Raw genomic sequence first — 17,507 nt, 5'->3', positions numbered from 1 at the left:
TCACTCCCCTCCCTCCCGTTGGATTGCGTGCATTGATTCACCTCATCATGACCGTCATATTGCCTGCTGCGAGCATGACAGTAATCGCAAGAAAGGACATTAAGCCCACTGCCGCCAGCGCTGCGAAAACATAAATCATGCTTTTGCCGATCGCATCCAGACATTCCACTATGGGCGTTTCTCCCAAAGGCTGCATGATTGCAGCAGTTACTTTATAAATGAGAGCCAGTGTCAGAATTTTGAGAGCAGGGAAAGCGCACAGGAATAAAATAATAATGACTCCCACCAGACCAATGGCATTTTTAACAAGCAACGAAGCCGAAATGACTGTATCTGTCGCATCCGACAACGCTTTGCCAACTACTGGAACAAAACTGCCCGTAATATATTTGGCTGTACGAATCGTTAATCCGTCCGTAACCGACGACGTCAAGCCCTGTACCGAAATGACTCCGAGGAAAACCGTCAGCAGCACCCCCAGCACCCCTACTCCAGCATTTCGCAGCAGATCGGCTAACTGGGTCAGCTTGTATTTACCTGTAAGTGAGTTGACCAGATACAGCACGGCCGAGAAGAAGAGCAGCGGGAAAACCAGCGTATGAATGACTGCCCCGACCGTGTTAATCATAAAAACGATCAGCGGGTGGGTAACCGAAACCGTGACGACGTTACCCATGGAGGCCAACATGGTAAACAGCAAGGGCAGCATTGCCATCATGAAGTGAATCATGCTGTCAATAGCTTCTTTGGCATAACCAATGGCTACACTAAAACTGTTAATCGCCAGGATGATAATGACCATGTACACGATGGCGTAGGCGACTTTACTGACCTGCTTGCTTTCAAAAGCGCTTTGCAGCGTTTCCAGCACCATACTCATAATGCTGAGCATGACAATGGTGACGAGCAGCTTGGCATTTACCCGGATTTCATGAATAAAAAAATCAACGATAGCGCTCAATACACTCTTAATGCTAAATCCTTCACCACCGGGAAGAAGCATGTCCATGAAAGAAGGCATTTTCTGATCAGGGAAAAATCCGCCGTATTGCTGCATTAGCCCATCCCAATAGTGTTCAACTTCATCTTTTGGCATTTGCTCCGCCTGCTGTTTGATCCATTCGTTGGAAGGCGTATCTGCAAAGAGAACCGCAGCCGAGGCGCACCAGAGACATAGCAGCAAAACTGTAATTACTTTGAGATTCGGCATGCCCCCCATCCTTTTCATGGCATCACCCCCTCAGGCGGGCATCAGCTTCAGAATTGTGTCAATAATAATGCTGATAATTGGGATGGCAAGCACCATAATAAGCACCTTTCCCGTAAGCTCAATTTTGGAGGCAATGCCGTCCTGCCCCGCATCCCGAACGATCTGCGCTCCAAATTCGGCGATATAAGCAATTCCGATAATTTTCAGTACCGTTTTAAAATAAATCATGTCCATACCTGAAGATCTGGCCAGTCGCTCCAGCACGGCAACTACAGATCCGATCTTGCCAATCAGCAGCAGGAAAATAACGACTCCCGCAGCGGTTGCAATTAAAAAGGCAAACATCGGCTTCTGTTCCTTAATGACCAAAATGAGGACTGTGGCAATGAGTGCAAATCCCACCACCTGAATGATTTCCATGTATCCACCTACTGAAAAAGAAAGATTGATTTGATCTCTTGCAGAAGGTTATCCAGCATTCGTACCACCATGAACAGCACCACAACAAAACCGATAACCGTAACCCAATGGGCCATGTCCTCCTTGCCCATTTGCTTAAGTACGGTATGAATCATGGCGATGATAATGCCGATTCCAGCTATCTGGAAGATCGCGTTCACTTCTAAATTCATTCGAGCACCCCGCTAATAGATCAAAATGACGATCAATGCTCCGATCAGCAGTCCCAGGCTTCTGCTCATGCGCTCGTATCTCACCTGATCTGCCTGCGCCTGCGCTTCTTCATGGGATAACTGCTGGATAGTTAGCGCAATGTGCTTGATCTGGTCTTCACGGTCGCTGGTTCCGAGGCTGTAAGCAAGCTGCCGCATCGCCTCCTTCTCGGCCTGCTGCATAGAGGAACGGCTCCACGAATCTTCAATTGCTTTATGCAAGCTTTCTCTGGCGGTCAGGCCAAAAGAGGGGTGCATCCAGCGTGAGGCTTGTGTGAACAAGGTTCGCAGCGGCTCCCGCAGCGGCTCTCCTGTCTTGGCGAAAGCATCCGGCAGCGGGGACACTCCGTAGGAGACCTCGGTGGTCAGTCTTTGCAGCGCAAGAATTAGTTCCCTGATCTGCCGCGGCCGCATCGCAAACTGCCTTGCCCGCTGCCAGCCTGCCAGCGTAGCGGCTAGTATAACCAACGCGGCTCCCAGCAGCTTAAGCATAGGATATGCCTCCGTTCTGCCCATCTCCAGACAATGTCAGCCTGCGCTGCTTGGCATCTGCCAGCCGGAAGGAGACGCCCCGGCTCGTCCTCTCCAGCATGACATAGAGCTGAAATAGCTCCTGCCCTGCTGTTAGTCCGGCAAGAGCAGAACGGGTCGCCATTTCGGCTACATCACGGCCATGTGCAGAGGCAATGACTGCGATGCCCGCATGTAGTGCTTCACGCACCGCCTCGGCATCCTCTGGTCGCCCGATTTCATCGACAATGAGCACATCCGGTGACATCGAGCGAATCATCATCATCATGCCTTCTGCTTTTGGACATCCGTCCAATACATCGGTGCGAGGTCCGACATCAAATCCGGGGATACCCTTGTGACTGCCGGCAATTTCAGAACGTTCGTCTATAATGCCTACCTTAAGTCCACTTCGTCGCCCCCCGTTACTTCCCACCCCTCCGTAGCTTAGCTGCCGAGCCAAGTCCCTAAGCAGTGTCGTTTTGCCATGCTGAGGAGGGGATAAGATGAGCGTATGCCGGACTTTTCCGGACTTTTGATCCGCTACATAAGGCAATATCCGATCAGCTACACCGGGAATTGCCCGGGCAATTCTTACATTAAAGCTGCTTATATCCCTCAAATGCTCCACTCGTCCCCTGCTAAGCACGGTTCTTCCCGCCAGCCCAATCCGATGACCGCCGGGAATCGTAATAAAACCTTTGCGCAGCTCCTCCTCCATGGTATACAGGGAATGATTGCTGATAAAATCCAGCAAACGGTGGGCATCCTCCCGGTTAGGCTTATAGGCTTCCATATGGTTCAAAGTCAGTCGACCCGCGGACGTTACAAAATGATGTTCACCATTCGTGTTAATTTCCAGCGGCCTTCCCTCCCGGACCCGAATTTCTTCCAGTTGCTTAAATACCGTTTCTGGAAGCTTTCCGAGTATACCGTGCAACGGTTCGGGAAATAACTCCAGCCATTCCATACCGATGCCGCCCCCTCACAGTTGTCCTTTTTCTTTAAGACAAGTCTATGGCTGACTCTCGCTTTTTATGCCGAAAATATATCGAAAACCTAGTCGAGAATTTCACCGCTTCTATCAGCACTTAACAGGCCTTTTCTTCACTTGTTCAAGCTCCTTTGCTTTATTTCCTTAAATCAAAAAAGAGCACCTCAAAGCCTTGTCGGCAAAGGGATACCCTTGAATAGAAAAGATAGATTTACAGCAAAAAGAGGCTGCCCCACAGTCAGACTCATACTGTTGGACAACCTCTTAACCTACCACAACATTCTATGATTATAAAACTATAAGCAGCTTTATTAACGACGGTCCTTCGGTCCACCCACAAATACTTGCTCCTCGGTATCCAGGTTGTACGCTGTGTGCAGCGCCTGAATAACCTCATGAAGCTTACCAGCCTCAATGACACACGATACTTTAATTTCAGATGTGCTGACCATTTTAATGCTAACGCCTTGCTCTGCCAACACTGAGAACATTTGCGCCGCAACCCCCGGGTGGCTAACCATGCCTGCGCCCACAATGGATACCTTAACCAGGTTTTCCTCAGATGTCACTTCACGATATGGAAGCTCGCCGCGAATACCTTCCAGCGTCTTCAGTGCTGCTTCACGGTCCGTTAGAGCTACCGTAAAGGAGAAGTCTGCTTTACCCGCTTCAACCCCGCTCTGTACAATAATATCTACATCAATTTTGGCTGCCGCCAGTGTTCCGAATACTTTTGCGAGTACACCAGGGATATCGGCGACGCCCAAAATGCTGATTCTTGCTACATTTTTATCATATGCAATCCCACTGACTACAACGCCCTGCTCCATTACTGCATCCTCCTTTACGACCGTTCCTTCATTATGGTTAAAACTGGACCGTACAATCAACGGTACCCGATTATGTTTGGCATATTCTACGGCACGGGGATGCAATACAGCCGCCCCCAGATTGGCTAATTCCAGCATTTCATCATACGAAATTTCTTTCAGCTTGCGAGCAACCTTCACGATCCGTGGGTCTGTAGAATAAATGCCGTCTACATCTGTGTAAATTTCGCATGCGTCAGCTTGAATCGCTGCCGCCAGTGCAACCGCCGTCGTATCGGAACCTCCACGTCCCAGCGTCGTAATGTCTCCCTCGGCAGACATCCCCTGGAAACCGGCTACAACGACAATCTTGTTGCTGCTCAGTGCATCCAGCACACGCTGAGGCTGAATGTCCGTAATCCGTGCGCGACCAAAATCAGATTCAGTACGGAAACCAGCTTGCCATCCCGTAAACGATACCGCCTCATGACCCAACTGCTGAATAGCCATTGACAATAATGCGATCGAAATTTGCTCGCCTGTCGTCATCAGCATATCCAACTCACGTGCAGGCAACTGCTCATTCAGCAATTTGGCCTGGTCAATCAGTTCGTCTGTCGTGTCTCCCATTGCGGAAACGACCACTACACATTGATGCCCTTCACTCTGTTTCTCAACAACGCGTTTTGCCACGCGTTTCATGCGTTCCGTATCACCGACGGAACTGCCTCCGAATTTCATGACATACAAAGACAACGATATTCACTCCCTCAGACTCAACAGTATGTAACCTTGAGATGGCACAACCGACTTGAACGTGACATCCTGCGGCATAAACTTTAGTACAGTATAATACGAAAGTGCTATACGGAGCCAATGTTTTTTAATCATAAATCCTTATAAAAATATCCTCTGCCCTTAACAAGGACAGAGGACTTTTAAAAACTGGAAAAAAATTATGCGCGAGACATGTATTTACCGTCACGAGTATCAATTAACAATACGTCATCTTGGTTAATGAACAAAGGAACCTGAACATTCAGACCTGTTTCCAATTTGGCATTTTTGGTCGCACCTGTAGCCGTATTGCCTTTAATACCCGGTTCGGTTTCGACTACTTTAAGCTCTACGCTCGTAGGCAGGTTAATCCCCAGAATTTCTCCGTTATAGCTGACAATATTTACATTCATATTTTCTTTCAGGAAGTTAAGCTCCCATTTCAGCTGATCGCTGGACAATGTGAACTGATCGTAAGTTTCGTTGTCCATGAATGTATGATCATCTGCACTTGCATAGAGGTAAGATACACCACGATTTTCGATTTGTGCACGACCAATCGTTTCACCCGCACGGAATGTACGTTCAACGGTGTTGCCGTTGCGCAAGTTTTTCAGCTTGGAGCGTACGAACGCTGCACCTTTACCCGGTTTTACGTGTTGGAAGTCCAGCACCGTAAAAATATCTCCGTCTACCTCGACGGTCAAACCTGTTTTAAAATCATTAACGTTAATCACTAAAATACCCCTCCTACAGGACAGTTATCGTTATTAAACGACCGTAAATTCCTTGCTTGAATGTGTTAATACTTTGATGCCGCTATCTGTAATAACGATATCATCCTCAATCCGCACGCCGCCCAATCCAGGTACATAAATACCCGGCTCGACCGTTACAACCATACCCGGCTCCAGAATATCATCACTCACCTTCGACAGACGTGTGGATTCATGCACTTCCATGCCCAGACCATGACCTGTACTGTGCCCGAAATGATCTCCATAGCCATGACTTGCAATGATATCGCGAGTCAGCGCATCCGCTTCTCGGCCAGTCATGCCAGGTTTAATATGTTCCAGAGCGTGAAGCTGCGCCTTGAGCACAATATCGTAGATTTCACGCAGCTGAGGCGATAAGTCCCCTTGCGTAGCTACTGTACGAGTCAGATCGGAGCAGTAGCCATCCAGCAATGCGCCAAAGTCAAACGTAATCAGTTCGCCCGCTTGTACCAACTTGGCGCTGGCTACCCCATGAGGCAATGCCGAACGAACCCCGGATGCCACAATCGTGTCAAATGAAGAAGAGGTAGCTCCTTGCTTGCGCATGAAAAATTCCATTTCCAGATCCAGCTCACGCTCGCTGACACCCGGTTTGATGTAAGGTAAAATGTGTGCAAATGTGGCGTCTGCCAAATCTGCTGCCCGCTGCATCACTTCCAGCTCTTTAGCATCCTTGTACACCCGCAGCTTCTCCACAATGCCTGACACCGGAACCAGCGTAAGAGGCGACAAAGCTTCGCTGTAAGCTTTATGCGTAGCAACAGATACATCGTCTTGCTCGAAGCCTGTTTCACTGATCTGATGGGAGGACAGCAACTCTTTCACTGTTTCCATGACCTGAGCAGCGTGCTGCACCACCGTAAAACCTTTAGCTTGTTCGGTCGCCTGCGTCATATAACGAAAGTCGGTCAGCAGGTAGCTATGGGATTCCGTGATCAGCACATAACCCGCCGAACCTGTGAAGCCTGTCAAATATCGGCGGTTGACAGGGCTAGTAATCAGCATGGCACGCAGATTTTGCTCGCCAAGCGCCTGCCGCAGCTTTAACACCCGATCATTCTTCATCTTTCATTCCGCTCCCCTCTGTCAAATAACCAAATGCTATTTTAACACAGGGGATAGGCGCTTGAGAAGTTTTTGTTACGTTCAATCCCCAGCTTCCTCAGGCTCGCGCTTTCTTTCATCCGTATACTCCACAGCAATCGTGTAGCCAATAAACAAGCCCCACAATAAAAACAAGCAAATTTCCGTATATATGGAATTCCATGTTAACTGATGAGGCGGATTCATCATCCCGAGCTTGGGACCGGTTAATACAAATAAAATAACCCACCAGACCAGACCGTAAACGATGCCGGGCATAGGTCCTTTAAATCGGCGGAGCATCAATGTGTACACCAATGAAGCTATAACGGATAGTGCGATAAAAAACAGCAAGCCTACCAGATGCCCTGCCGTTGTTTTCATGAACGAATGCTTGAAAAATGGCTCTGCCAGAAAGCCGGGTGCTACTATCGTAAAGTGCAGCGTAAAAAATAGCCAACGCAGCAATCCCCAGAACAAACCTGCAAAAAAACCAAGCTCCAGCGCAAAGGGAATAAGCGGCGTATGTATTTTGCCTGACTGCTGTCTGCCCCTACTGCTATTATGGTTATGGCTGCGTTGTTCCTGAGATTCACGGGACCGCTCCTGATTACGTCTCCCCTTCGGTACGGAATAGGTTTCACTCATGTCGTTGCTCCCCTTTCATGATGCTGCACGTTGTGATGCGTTTGTATATCTATTTTGCTAGGTAGTATGCTCCGAAGGGGTGAGTTTAACACTGACGTTAGTGAGTTGCATGCTTATGTGACCGCTACGCGAACGGATCATTCTTCCGATCGCTGTTGCCTCCAGATTTCTGATTTATACCCTCAAGGGTAGAAATCCGGAGGCAAAGGCGAACGCTGTCGCTTCTTCAGAACGATTCCGTTCTCTCCGCTGCTTTATGTGGTTGTGCCAACTTTTTCATTGACGGACTTAGTAAATAAACGTATTTACGTCCATTATTCAACATTCAAAAGCTCAGAGTCTAAAATTAGTTTTTTATACATACTTGCGCTTAAAGTTAGTAATATCAGGCTTTTTCACAAATCCGATAAAGAAATTTAATACAGGGACACCGCTTCGTAAATATTCCACAACCGAAATGCTTTAAATTCGGAAAAAGCTAAAATGGGGCTATAGCCCCGCAACATACTCCTAAATAGAGGTTTAAAACACGATTTTACTCCTCCACCCCAAACAAATTGAGAGGCGGGTAGTAGCGGAAAGCTCGGAATCGTCCTGAAGAAGCGTTAGCGTTCGCCTTTATTCACGGATTTTAACCTCTACATCTATTATTCAATCCAAAAAAATACGGGAATAACAGCGATCGGAAGGATGATCCGAGCTTGGAGCGGTCTAAATGCTGCTTCTCAAATTTGCCCCAACTAGATATTCCCTCCCAAATTCGATACAATATACAAAAAGCATGTATCACGTATAAAGAGAGGTGAGTCGGTTGTCACAAGCATCGAAGCCTGTAAGTTACGGTGGTCAGGCAGTCATTGAAGGTGTCATGTTCGGCGGCAAGCGTGTCAATGTCACGGCAGTTCGCCGCAAAACCGGCGAAATCACATATTTGGAAGTACCGCGCAAGGAGCAATCCTGGGCATCCAAATTTCGTAAAATACCGGTGCTGCGGGGGATTGTAAGTATCATTGATTCCAGCGCCAAGGGTACCAAGCATTTGAATTATTCAGCTGATGCCTATGCAGATGATGAGCTCGACCCAGAAGAACGTGCGGAGCAAAAGAAAAAAGAAGAATCCCGCTGGAGCCTGAGTATGATCATCGGCGTGGCGGCGGTCGGGATTATCTCCTTTTTGTTCGGCAAAATTGTATTAACCCTCGTTCCGGTTGTCGTAGAAAGCTTTCTGTTTGGCAATCTATTTCACAATCAGATTTTGCATAACCTCGCCGAAGGAGCAATCAAGCTGATTCTGTTGCTGGCTTATTTATGGGGAATTTCCCAAACTCCGCTAATTAAACGACTGTTTCAATACCATGGTGCGGAGCATAAAGTAATTACTGCATTTGAAGCAGGAGAAGAATTAACGCCAGCCAACGTGCAAAAATATAGCCGACTGCATTACCGCTGTGGCAGCAGCTTTATTATGCTCACTGTGATTATCGGCGTACTCGTCTATTCCCTGTTTACGTATGATAGTCTGTGGGAACGTATGGGACAACGGCTTTTACTGCTTCCGATTGTGTTGGGCCTGTCTTTTGAATTTCTCAAACTAACCAATGCCCTGCGGGAGATCCCGGTACTTCGTTATTTGGGCTACCCCGGCCTGTGGCTGCAACTGCTGACCACCAAAGAACCGACCGATGATCAAGTAGAGGTATCCATTGCTTCTTTTAAGCGTATGCTTGAATTGGACGCTGAGTTGGAAAATGCACCTGCAAAGGAAACCTTCAACAACCCGGTTCTTGATCCTGTGAAAGGATGAGTAGATGATGAACAGACATGCGGTTATTTTCTGGCTTACCCTTGCTTTGGGTGCATATGGGATTGTGGATATGGTATGGAAAGGTAGCTTGGGCTTTCTCGTGAGTTTACTGATTCCTGTCCTTGTTTTTACAGTTATTTTTCTGCTATACAAATACTTGCCGGGACGACGAAGCCGTTCTCCCAAAATCAAGCCCTCTGCGCGTACGATGGCCAAAACAGCCAACTTACGCAAGCAGCAGACTTCAAGCAAGCGCAAGGCGTATCCTTTTCATGTCATTGAAGGTTCTAAGGGTAAAAATGAAGAAGAGCAGCCTAAGTATCATTAGTCAGGCAATGACCACGTTTGATGCAGTAAAAGGAGCCATCCCCGTGTAATGAAATATGTCCGGGGAGCGGCTCCTTTTTTACCCTTCTAATCTAATTTAGCTGTTGGTAGTGATTACTTCATGGCGTACATTGTATTTTTCATCAATTGATACTTGCTGTACTGCTGTTGATAGGATGTAATGCTCCATTTGTGGAAAAAGGCTTCCCCTGCCTGCACACCGGAAGCATACAACAAATCACTCTGCTCTGGAGAAATGTTGAATTGCGCGGTGCGGATACCCAATGTTGGGATTTTAATAGTCCGGTATCGGTTCTCCTGCTCGATATATCGTTCATCGTGCGCCGATAGCATCGTATCAAAAATAGCCTGCAGCATCGTCAATGGCCCCCGGATATAAGAAACCTTGGTTTCCGTCCCCGTTCTGCCCACCATCTGAAATCCTACCGTTGGAATCGTTTTGGCTTCACGTTCGTTCACAGGCTCATCAAATAGCCACAAAGGCAGATTGCTTAGCAAAGCTCCATCAACAACAAAAACAAATTGTTGGGAAAAAGTTTTCCCTTTGGCAAGTGCAGAATCAAGTCTTAACATCACCGGATCAAAAAAATAAGGGATACTTGTGCTCATTCGAATGGCCTTGGCGACCTCCAGCGAAGAAGGGTTGATACCAAAACGTTTAATATCTTCAGGCAGTACCAAAATGCGGCCATTCGTGATGTCTGATGCGATAATGCGCAGCTTGCCAGGGGGTAAATCCGCGAACGTACGGACTCCCTTGGCTCGCAACAGCTCACGTACCCAGTGCTCTAGTGCTTCCCCTGAATAGAGTCCTTTTTTCAGGAAGATACGAGCAGCCGGTCCAATCCACTTGATGTTAAACACCGGAGAACGCCGCAACAACTTGACCAAGGGGGTTTTCTCAATCACGGCTTTCATTTCATCTGCCGAGTATCCCGCAGCCAATAAAGCAGCGACAATAGCTCCCGATGATGTACCGGCTACACGATTGAATACAGTTCCATGCTCCTCCGCAGCCTTAACTGCACCCGCCAGCGATATACCCTTAACCCCTCCACCCTGGAACACAGCATTGATCAGCATAGATCAAAAAACCTCCGTTCTCTTGGGAGTAAGCAGTTCTACTGCTTATGTATGAGAACGGAGGCCTAAATAGAACCTATTTGATCCAAATTTTATCACATTTGATAATAATTTTGAAGAAGTTGAATGAGTCCGTAAGGATTTTTGCGCAAATGCTGTGCACTAAAGTAAATATCCCCTTTGACCTGCTTATAATTTTCGTTCAGTTCAAGCTGCTTAATGAGCTCTTGAGCCGTTTGCCAGCCCTTTTCTGGGGTGCCGATTTTATACGGAGAATGACCGATATACAGCTTAACATCTGAATTTTTGACCTCATTGGACCACCATGCGACAAGCTTGTCATAACCGGCTGCCGGGAAACCGATACTCCAGTAAATTTGTGGAGCTACATAATCAATCCAGCCCTTGTTGATCCAGGTCCGTACATCTGCAAACGTCGTATCATACGCCGTAACGCCTGCCTTCGTGTCTGATCCGGTTAAGTCCTGAGACTTGTTGCGCCACACCCCAAAAGGACTAATCCCGAATTGAACCTTGGACTTGCTTGCATGAATGGTTTTGCTCAAATCTCGAACAAAACTGTTTACATTATCTCTCCGCCAGTCGCCCTTGTTCGAGATATTGTTGGTATTATATGCTTTGAAGGTCGCATCATCATCAAAAGTTCCGCTGTAAGGATAGAAATAATCATCCAAATGAACGCCGTCAATATCGTAGCCGTTCACCACTTCCATAATCGCCGTAATAACATGCTGACGTGCGGCTGGAATTCCCGGATTGATGTACAACTGGCTGCCATTTTTAACAATCCAGTCTGGATGCTGTTTAGCTACATGATTTGCAGCTAATCCGTTGGTGGTTCCTGTTGAATTAGCACGGAACGGGTTAAACCAGGCATGAAATTCCATTCCTCGCTTATGCGCTTCACTGATCATAAATTTTAAAGGATCGTAGCCTGGGTTTTTACCTTGGGTGTTCGTCAAATACTTGCTCCAAGGCACGAGACTGGACGGATAAAGCGCATCCCCACTGGCACGAACCTGGACGAACACCGCATTAATGCCCATGCCCTGCAAATCATCGAGCATTTTAGTAAACTCCTGCTTTTGCTTATCGGCACTACTTCGGGCCGCCGAAGAAGGCCAATCTCCATTAATCGTAGAAATCCAGGCTCCGCGCATGGAAGTCGAAGCTTTCACTTGAACGACATTTCCGTTTGCAGAATTTGAACTGTTCTCGCTCGTAGATGTGGACGGCAAAGTACCCATCGCCTGCCCATCATCGCTGGCACCTTGGCTTTCCTGATTGACAGATGCAGACGTATCTGGAATAGTGCTATTCCCCGCAGAGGTGCTTGCACCTGTAGATGCCCCTTCTTTACCACTGCTTAACGTAATGACCCGCTGTGTTGCCTGCCAGTCTACTTTTAAACCCAACTCTTCTCCGACAAAACGCAGCGGCACCATGACCCTCCCGCTTGTCATGCGGGCAGATGCGTCCAATCGAACAGATTTGCCATTCACGGTTGCGCTTTGTCCGCCGTTCTCCATCGATATATTTTTGTTCTGCGCTGTAATCGTTACCGTACCGGATGCTTCCGACCAATTCACCTGAGCGCCCAATCCCTCACTGATCACCCGTAATGGAACCATCGTTACATTGGCTCCCTGTACAATATACGGTGACGCATCACTTTGCAGGGGCTTTCCGTCCAATATAATCTCAATATCTCCGTTTGGAGCTGCTTGAGCTCCAGGCATAATGGCCGTCTGCACTGCCAAGAGTAAGCCCACAGCCGATGCCCCTATTCTCTTCCAATTCATTTTGTTACAGTCCTCCGCTACCCAGTTAATTTTAACCCCTATCTTGTCCTGCTATATAATGGATAGACGCTAACAGCTGGATGTTTGTTGCGGTTGGAACCAATAAAAAAAGCATCTGTCCTTACGGACAATGCTTTTTAGGAATCCCCACTCAATTCCTTGTGTATATCATGAAGCTGGCGCAAGCGATCTTCATCCCGTCGGAAATATTCGACCAATGTTTCAATGCGGGTGATAGAATCCCAGCTCAAATGGTGCTCAATACCTTCCACGTCTTTATAAATCAGGTCCTTGTCAACCCCAATCATATCCAGAAATTGCTCCAGTAGCTGGTGACGATCAACTAACCGTTTTCCAACCTTTTTCCCTTTGGGCGTCAAAATCAGTCCTCGATATTTCTCATATACAAGATAATCGTCCTTATCCAGCTTCTGAATCATCTTGGTAACGGACGAAGGATGAACCTCCAGACCCTCTGCGATATCCGAGACACGAGCGTAGCCTTTCTCATCAATCAGCTGGTAAATGCGCTCCAAATAATCTTCCATGCTTGGCGTTGGCACTTATTTCCCTCTTTTCTGTAATTGAACGGGCGCTACCGCCTTCATTTCCTGCGTTAAACCTACATATGTAATGATACATGTTATCATTGTCAATTGGCAAGTCTCCCACCGTTGCTCACAGCTATTGCCATGATTTGTTCAATCTTAAGAGTATTTCACATAATCAGCATCCAGTCCGGGGTAATCCGTTGTAAAAACAAGGTTAGATCTGTCATATGATCGGTCACCAGCAAAATACCAGTGATAACAAGCAGTATGCCGCCTGTTTTGATGATGATTGAGGTATAACGAGAGGATAGCCGAAAAGAGCCTGCCAGCAAAGCCAATGCAAAAAATGGAATCGCAAAGCCAAGCGCGTAGCCTGTAATCAGCTTGAACCAGGTGTGATGCTCAACTGCCGCCAAAGCGATAATAGCTGTCAGCATGGGACCGATACAGGGGGACCAGCCTGCCGCAAACCCAATTCCGATCACAAAGGAGCCGGCATAACCGGCAGGCTTCCATGTCCAACGAAGCTTATGCTCCCTCATTAAAATCAAAGGACGTACCACACCAAGAGATACCAAACCCATAATCAGAATCAGCAACCCAGCCAACACTCTCAGCGTATCCCCATAATTACCAAACCATTCTCCGAGCAGCCCGACGCTTGCACCAAGTGAATAGAACACGACCGAAAAACCCAGTACAAAAGCAAGCGTGTGCCCCATCGTACGGTAACGCACCTCTGCTTTATGCCGTCCTTCAGCAAGTTCACGGGCCGACATCCCCGTCATATACGATAAATAAGAGGGATACAGTGGCAAACAGCACGGTGAAAAAAAAGAAACCAGTCCGGCTATGATCGCCAACCCGGCGTTAACATCCGTCATTTTCATGTCCTCCTACCTGTCTTAAGTAAACACGGGCAAACAAGCCCTACTTACTACAACATACGTGAGGCGGGAGCAAAATATGATACAAGCCAAAAAGCGCAGGCCCGGACATGAAGCTGCCCGGACATACGCTGATACATCTTTTCTATTTATTCTACTTCACAATCGCACCATTTGGCATACCTTCCGGTACGGTGGCCAGCGTAAGCTGATCTCCATGCGATGCTGCCAAAATCATACCTTGTGACAGCTCTCCCCGGAGCTTCACAGGCTTGAGGTTGGTCACACAAATCACCTTACGTCCAACGATATCCTCTGGCGTGTAAAACTTGGCAATTCCCGATACAACCTGGCGCTGCTCATAACCGAGATCAAGTTGAAGCTTCAACAGTTTGTCAGCCTTCTTCACAGGCTCACAGGCAATAACCTGAGCGACGCGCAGTTCTACCTTGGCAAAATCCTCAATGCCAATCTCTTCCTTCGCCTCTGGCGCCTCCTGACCTGCCTCAGCCGCATTTTGTGGCTGAACCTGAGCCACAGCTTCCTCCGGCTTCTTGCCTCCCGTCATTGCTTCCACAATGAAAGCAACCTCCTGCTCCGAGTCCAGACGCGGAAAAATCGGATTGCCTTTGACCAGCTGCGTTCCTTCTGGAATTCGTCCAAACTGCTTGCCGCTATCCCATGTAGTTAGCTCACCTTGGCTGATGCCGAGTTGTTCCCAAATTTTATGAGGAGCACGCGTTAAGAACGGTTGCAGCAGGATGGAAGCGATACGCAAGCTTTCTACCAAATGCACCATGACGGATGCCAATTCACGGCGTTGGTTCTCATCCTTAGCCAAATTCCATGGTTGCGTCTCGTCAATATACTTGTTGCTGCGGCTAATAAACTGGCTAATCGCTGTCAAAGCCACGGAAAACTCCATGTTTTCCATCGCTTCTTCTACTTTACTGTAAGTCGATGTTGCCATCTCTACCAAAGCTCCGTCGAATGCTGTTACATTCGCTTCATAAGCTGGAACCTTGCCTTCTAAATATTTGTCTACCATCGCTACAGTACGGTTCAACAAATTGCCCAAATCATTGGCCAGATCCGAATTCACCCGATCCACAAAACTTTCTGGTGTGAAGGTTCCATCCGCCCCGAAAGGCACCTCGCGCAGCAGGTAGTAGCGAAGCTGATCCAGACCATAACGGTCAATCAACGTTACCGGGTCTACGACATTGCCTTTGGACTTCGACATTTTACCGTCTTTCATAAGCAGCCAGCCATGTGCAAATACCTTTTTGGGCAACGGAAGATCCAGCGCCATCAGCATGATCGGCCAATATATCGTGTGGAAGCGCACAATCTCTTTACCTACGATGTGCACATTTGCAGGCCAAAATTTATCATACAGCTCAGTATTGGAGGAACCATAACCCAGGGCTGTAATATAATTGGAAAGCGCGTCAATCCATACGTATACGACATGCTTCGGATCACCCTTCACTTTAATGCCCCAGTCAAAGGTTGTGCGGGATACTGCCAGATCCTCCAGCCCCGGCTTGATGAAGTTATTAATCATCTCTTTTTTGCGGGATTCCGGCTGGATAAACTGTGGATTCTCCTCATAAAATTGCAGCAACCGATCAGCATACTTGCTCATACGGAAAAAATAGCATTCTTCCTTGACCAGTTCTACCGGGTGTCCACTATCCGGACTCTTGCCTCCAGCCACTTTGCCTTCAGCGTCCTTCACCACGTCAACCAGTTGAGTTTCGGTGTAGTAAGTCTCGTCAGGAATACTGTACCAGCCTTCGTATTCTCCCTTGTAAATATCGCCTTGCTTCAGCAAACGGTCAAAAATGTCCTGTACGACTGTCTTGTGACGTTCTTCTGTAGTACGGATAAAATCGTCATTGGAAATGTCGAGCTTCCGCCACAAATCTTGAATCCCTGCCACGATATCATCAACGAAACGTTGCGGCGTTTTACCGGCTGCACTCGCCTTCTGCTCAATCTTCTGACCATGCTCATCCGTTCCTGTCAAATAGCGAACCTCATAGCCTCGCAGCCGCTTGTACCGAGCCATCGCATCACCCGCTACCGTCGTATAAGCATGACCTATATGGAGCTTGTCACTGGGATAATAGATCGGTGTCGTAATGTAAAATGTGTTCTCATGGGACATGTGTATTCCTCCTGTTTTGTTTTCCTGTTACTCCAATTCATGATTTCGACACAAATTGGGCACAAAAAAGACCCCCGCCCCTATGGGACGAGAGTCACCTCACGCGTTACCACCCAAATTCCCTGTATCCTCGCAGACTACAGGCTTCACCGGTCACATCTGACCGCCCATTAACGCTGGATCACGCCTTTCCCTTACAATTGCCCCACGCTTGCACAAAAAACGTTGGCAGATACGCTCGAAAAAGGTTCCTCCAGGACCATATTCAGGCTTCGCTCCAGACCGGTTTGCAGCTAAACCCGGCTCTCTGTACTGGACTCTTACCCTACTCATCCCTTCACAGGAAAACAATATTAACCAAAATATAACCAAATCCACGCAGCGATGTCAAGTCAGCTTCTTCCCAGCATCTTCTCATCACGGTCAGTCAACCGGTCTTCACCAGATTTATCCGCCCGCTTTTGGATAGGAGGAACCAAATCTACCCCGCCCGGATGAAAGGGATGGCACTTGGCTATGCGCTTGGCGGCCAGCCATGAGCCTTTAAGCGCACCATGCACCTCTACCGCCTCCAACGCGTATGCCGAGCATGTTGGATAAAATCGGCAGGTCGCCGGCTTTAACGGTGAGATATAGGAACGATAAAACTTGATCGGGGCCTGAACCACTCTGCGGGTGGTGATTTTCATTTTAATAGCCCCCGTGACTGCTCGTCTGCCTGAATCCTCCATCAGAATTACGCTCATTATGCCCGTTTTTTTGTTGGCAATCTTTGCAATACCCGAAAATTTCAAATTTGTGCTCAACGATTTGGAACTGATCCGTCGTATCTGTCATCTGCATTGGGCAAAAAGAAATCGGTAATGTTTTTTGACAGCTCAAGCAAATCATATGATGGTGATGATGATGCTCATTACAGCTTACCTTGAACTTCATTCCATCCTCAAAAGATACCTGCTCAAGCACGCCCAACTCCTGCATTACACGCAGATTACGATAAACCGTATCAAAGCTGAGTCCACTATATTTTTTACCCATATATTCATAAACGTCTTTGGGAGACAAATACCCTTCATTCTCGGAAAATAACGTGGCCAGCGTCTTGCGCTGATCTGTAATACGCAGCCCTTGAGCGGACATTGTTGCGATGATTTCATCCTTTGTCAGCATGCGTTTCACCCTCCCCTGTCTGTAGTTTCAGGTATTCTGATGCAGGCTTAGGCTTGCATCTATTTATTATACCACGATTAAAGTCAATATTATAAGAGATATTCGCACCTGTGAGTAAGAAAAAGACGTTCTCCAGGACTGCAAAAAATCCGCAGCAGGAGAACGCCTATATTCTGCAAGTGACATC

At 47.6% G+C, this 17,507-nt stretch carries 18 protein-coding genes; 2 read left to right on the top strand and 16 right to left on the bottom strand.

What is annotated here, in order from left to right:
* Nucleotides 1-37 precede the first annotated feature (37 nt).
* From spoIIIAE to KQI_RS0104980, 9 genes are all read right to left on the bottom strand, one after another.
* Nucleotides 38-1,228 carry a stage III sporulation protein AE gene (gene spoIIIAE / locus KQI_RS0105020; protein WP_010345638.1) on the bottom strand — a complete coding sequence of 397 codons (1,191 nt, stop codon included), beginning with the start codon at nucleotides 1,226-1,228 and terminating at the stop codon, nucleotides 38-40.
* A gap of 12 nt (nucleotides 1,229-1,240) precedes the next feature.
* Entirely contained in the window at nucleotides 1,241-1,630 is a 390-nt protein-coding gene (gene spoIIIAD, locus KQI_RS0105015; protein ID WP_010345637.1) for a stage III sporulation protein AD, read from the bottom strand.
* Between the two features lie 8 nt (nucleotides 1,631-1,638).
* Nucleotides 1,639-1,842, bottom strand: coding sequence for a stage III sporulation protein AC (gene spoIIIAC / locus KQI_RS0105010; RefSeq protein WP_010345636.1), 204 nt, complete (start codon nucleotides 1,840-1,842; stop codon nucleotides 1,639-1,641).
* A gap of 12 nt (nucleotides 1,843-1,854) precedes the next feature.
* Complete coding sequence (gene spoIIIAB / locus KQI_RS0105005) at nucleotides 1,855-2,373, bottom strand: stage III sporulation protein SpoIIIAB (protein ID WP_010345634.1); 519 nt, start codon at nucleotides 2,371-2,373, stop codon at nucleotides 1,855-1,857.
* Nucleotides 2,366-3,361, bottom strand: coding sequence for a stage III sporulation protein AA (spoIIIAA, locus tag KQI_RS0105000; RefSeq protein WP_010345632.1), 996 nt, complete (start codon nucleotides 3,359-3,361; stop codon nucleotides 2,366-2,368). The genes spoIIIAB and spoIIIAA overlap by 8 nt, the downstream gene beginning before the upstream one ends.
* A 335-nt stretch (nucleotides 3,362-3,696) precedes the next feature.
* Nucleotides 3,697-4,950: an aspartate kinase gene (locus KQI_RS0104995; protein WP_010345631.1), complete on the bottom strand. Its 1,254-nt coding sequence runs from the start codon at nucleotides 4,948-4,950 to the stop codon at nucleotides 3,697-3,699.
* A 200-nt stretch (nucleotides 4,951-5,150) separates the two neighbouring features.
* On the bottom strand, nucleotides 5,151-5,708 hold the full coding sequence (gene efp, locus KQI_RS0104990) for an elongation factor P (protein WP_010345630.1): 558 nt from the start codon (nucleotides 5,706-5,708) through the stop codon (nucleotides 5,151-5,153).
* 33 nt (nucleotides 5,709-5,741) lie between these two features.
* Nucleotides 5,742-6,815 (bottom strand): M24 family metallopeptidase, encoded by a 1,074-nt coding sequence (locus KQI_RS0104985; protein WP_010345629.1) that lies wholly within the window; start codon nucleotides 6,813-6,815, stop codon nucleotides 5,742-5,744.
* Nucleotides 6,816-6,896: 81 nt separating this feature from the next.
* The gene (locus KQI_RS0104980; protein ID WP_010345628.1) at nucleotides 6,897-7,481 is read right to left on the bottom strand and encodes a YqhR family membrane protein; all 585 of its coding nucleotides are present in this window, start codon (nucleotides 7,479-7,481) and stop codon (nucleotides 6,897-6,899) included.
* 811 nt (nucleotides 7,482-8,292) lie between these two features.
* Between KQI_RS0104980 and KQI_RS0104975 the strand changes: the two genes are divergently transcribed.
* A complete protein-coding gene (locus tag KQI_RS0104975) occupies nucleotides 8,293-9,285 on the top strand; it encodes a DUF1385 domain-containing protein (RefSeq protein WP_010345627.1) in 993 nt (330 codons plus the stop codon).
* A gap of 7 nt (nucleotides 9,286-9,292) precedes the next feature.
* Nucleotides 9,293-9,613 (top strand): hypothetical protein, encoded by a 321-nt coding sequence (locus tag KQI_RS0104970; RefSeq protein WP_010345625.1) that lies wholly within the window; start codon nucleotides 9,293-9,295, stop codon nucleotides 9,611-9,613.
* Nucleotides 9,614-9,726: 113 nt separating this feature from the next.
* Here the strand turns inward: KQI_RS0104970 and KQI_RS0104965 are convergent, their stop codons facing one another.
* From KQI_RS0104965 to KQI_RS0104935, 7 genes are all read right to left on the bottom strand, one after another.
* A complete protein-coding gene (locus KQI_RS0104965) occupies nucleotides 9,727-10,716 on the bottom strand; it encodes a patatin-like phospholipase family protein (RefSeq protein WP_010345624.1) in 990 nt (329 codons plus the stop codon).
* Between the two features lie 95 nt (nucleotides 10,717-10,811).
* Nucleotides 10,812-12,539, bottom strand: a complete 1,728-nt coding sequence (locus KQI_RS0104960; protein ID WP_010345623.1) for a family 10 glycosylhydrolase — start codon at nucleotides 12,537-12,539, stop codon at nucleotides 10,812-10,814.
* A 137-nt stretch (nucleotides 12,540-12,676) separates the two neighbouring features.
* Nucleotides 12,677-13,102, bottom strand: coding sequence for a transcriptional regulator MntR (mntR, locus tag KQI_RS0104955; protein WP_007430946.1), 426 nt, complete (start codon nucleotides 13,100-13,102; stop codon nucleotides 12,677-12,679).
* A 155-nt stretch (nucleotides 13,103-13,257) separates the two neighbouring features.
* Nucleotides 13,258-13,974, bottom strand: coding sequence for a cytochrome c biogenesis CcdA family protein (locus KQI_RS0104950; RefSeq protein ID WP_010345622.1), 717 nt, complete (start codon nucleotides 13,972-13,974; stop codon nucleotides 13,258-13,260).
* Between the two features lie 157 nt (nucleotides 13,975-14,131).
* Nucleotides 14,132-16,150, bottom strand: coding sequence for a methionine--tRNA ligase (gene metG / locus KQI_RS0104945; RefSeq protein WP_010345621.1), 2,019 nt, complete (start codon nucleotides 16,148-16,150; stop codon nucleotides 14,132-14,134).
* Nucleotides 16,151-16,542: 392 nt separating this feature from the next.
* A complete protein-coding gene (yidD, locus tag KQI_RS0104940; RefSeq protein WP_010345620.1) occupies nucleotides 16,543-16,839 on the bottom strand; it encodes a membrane protein insertion efficiency factor YidD in 297 nt (98 codons plus the stop codon).
* 1 nt (nucleotide 16,840) lies between these two features.
* Nucleotides 16,841-17,320: a Fur family transcriptional regulator gene (locus KQI_RS0104935; protein WP_010345619.1), complete on the bottom strand. Its 480-nt coding sequence runs from the start codon at nucleotides 17,318-17,320 to the stop codon at nucleotides 16,841-16,843.
* Nucleotides 17,321-17,507: the final 187 nt, after the last annotated feature.

It is taken from the genome of Paenibacillus peoriae KCTC 3763 (assembly GCF_000236805.1).
GTDB lineage: Bacteria > Bacillota > Bacilli > Paenibacillales > Paenibacillaceae > Paenibacillus > Paenibacillus peoriae.
This window is presented reverse-complemented; position numbering and strand designations above follow the sequence as displayed.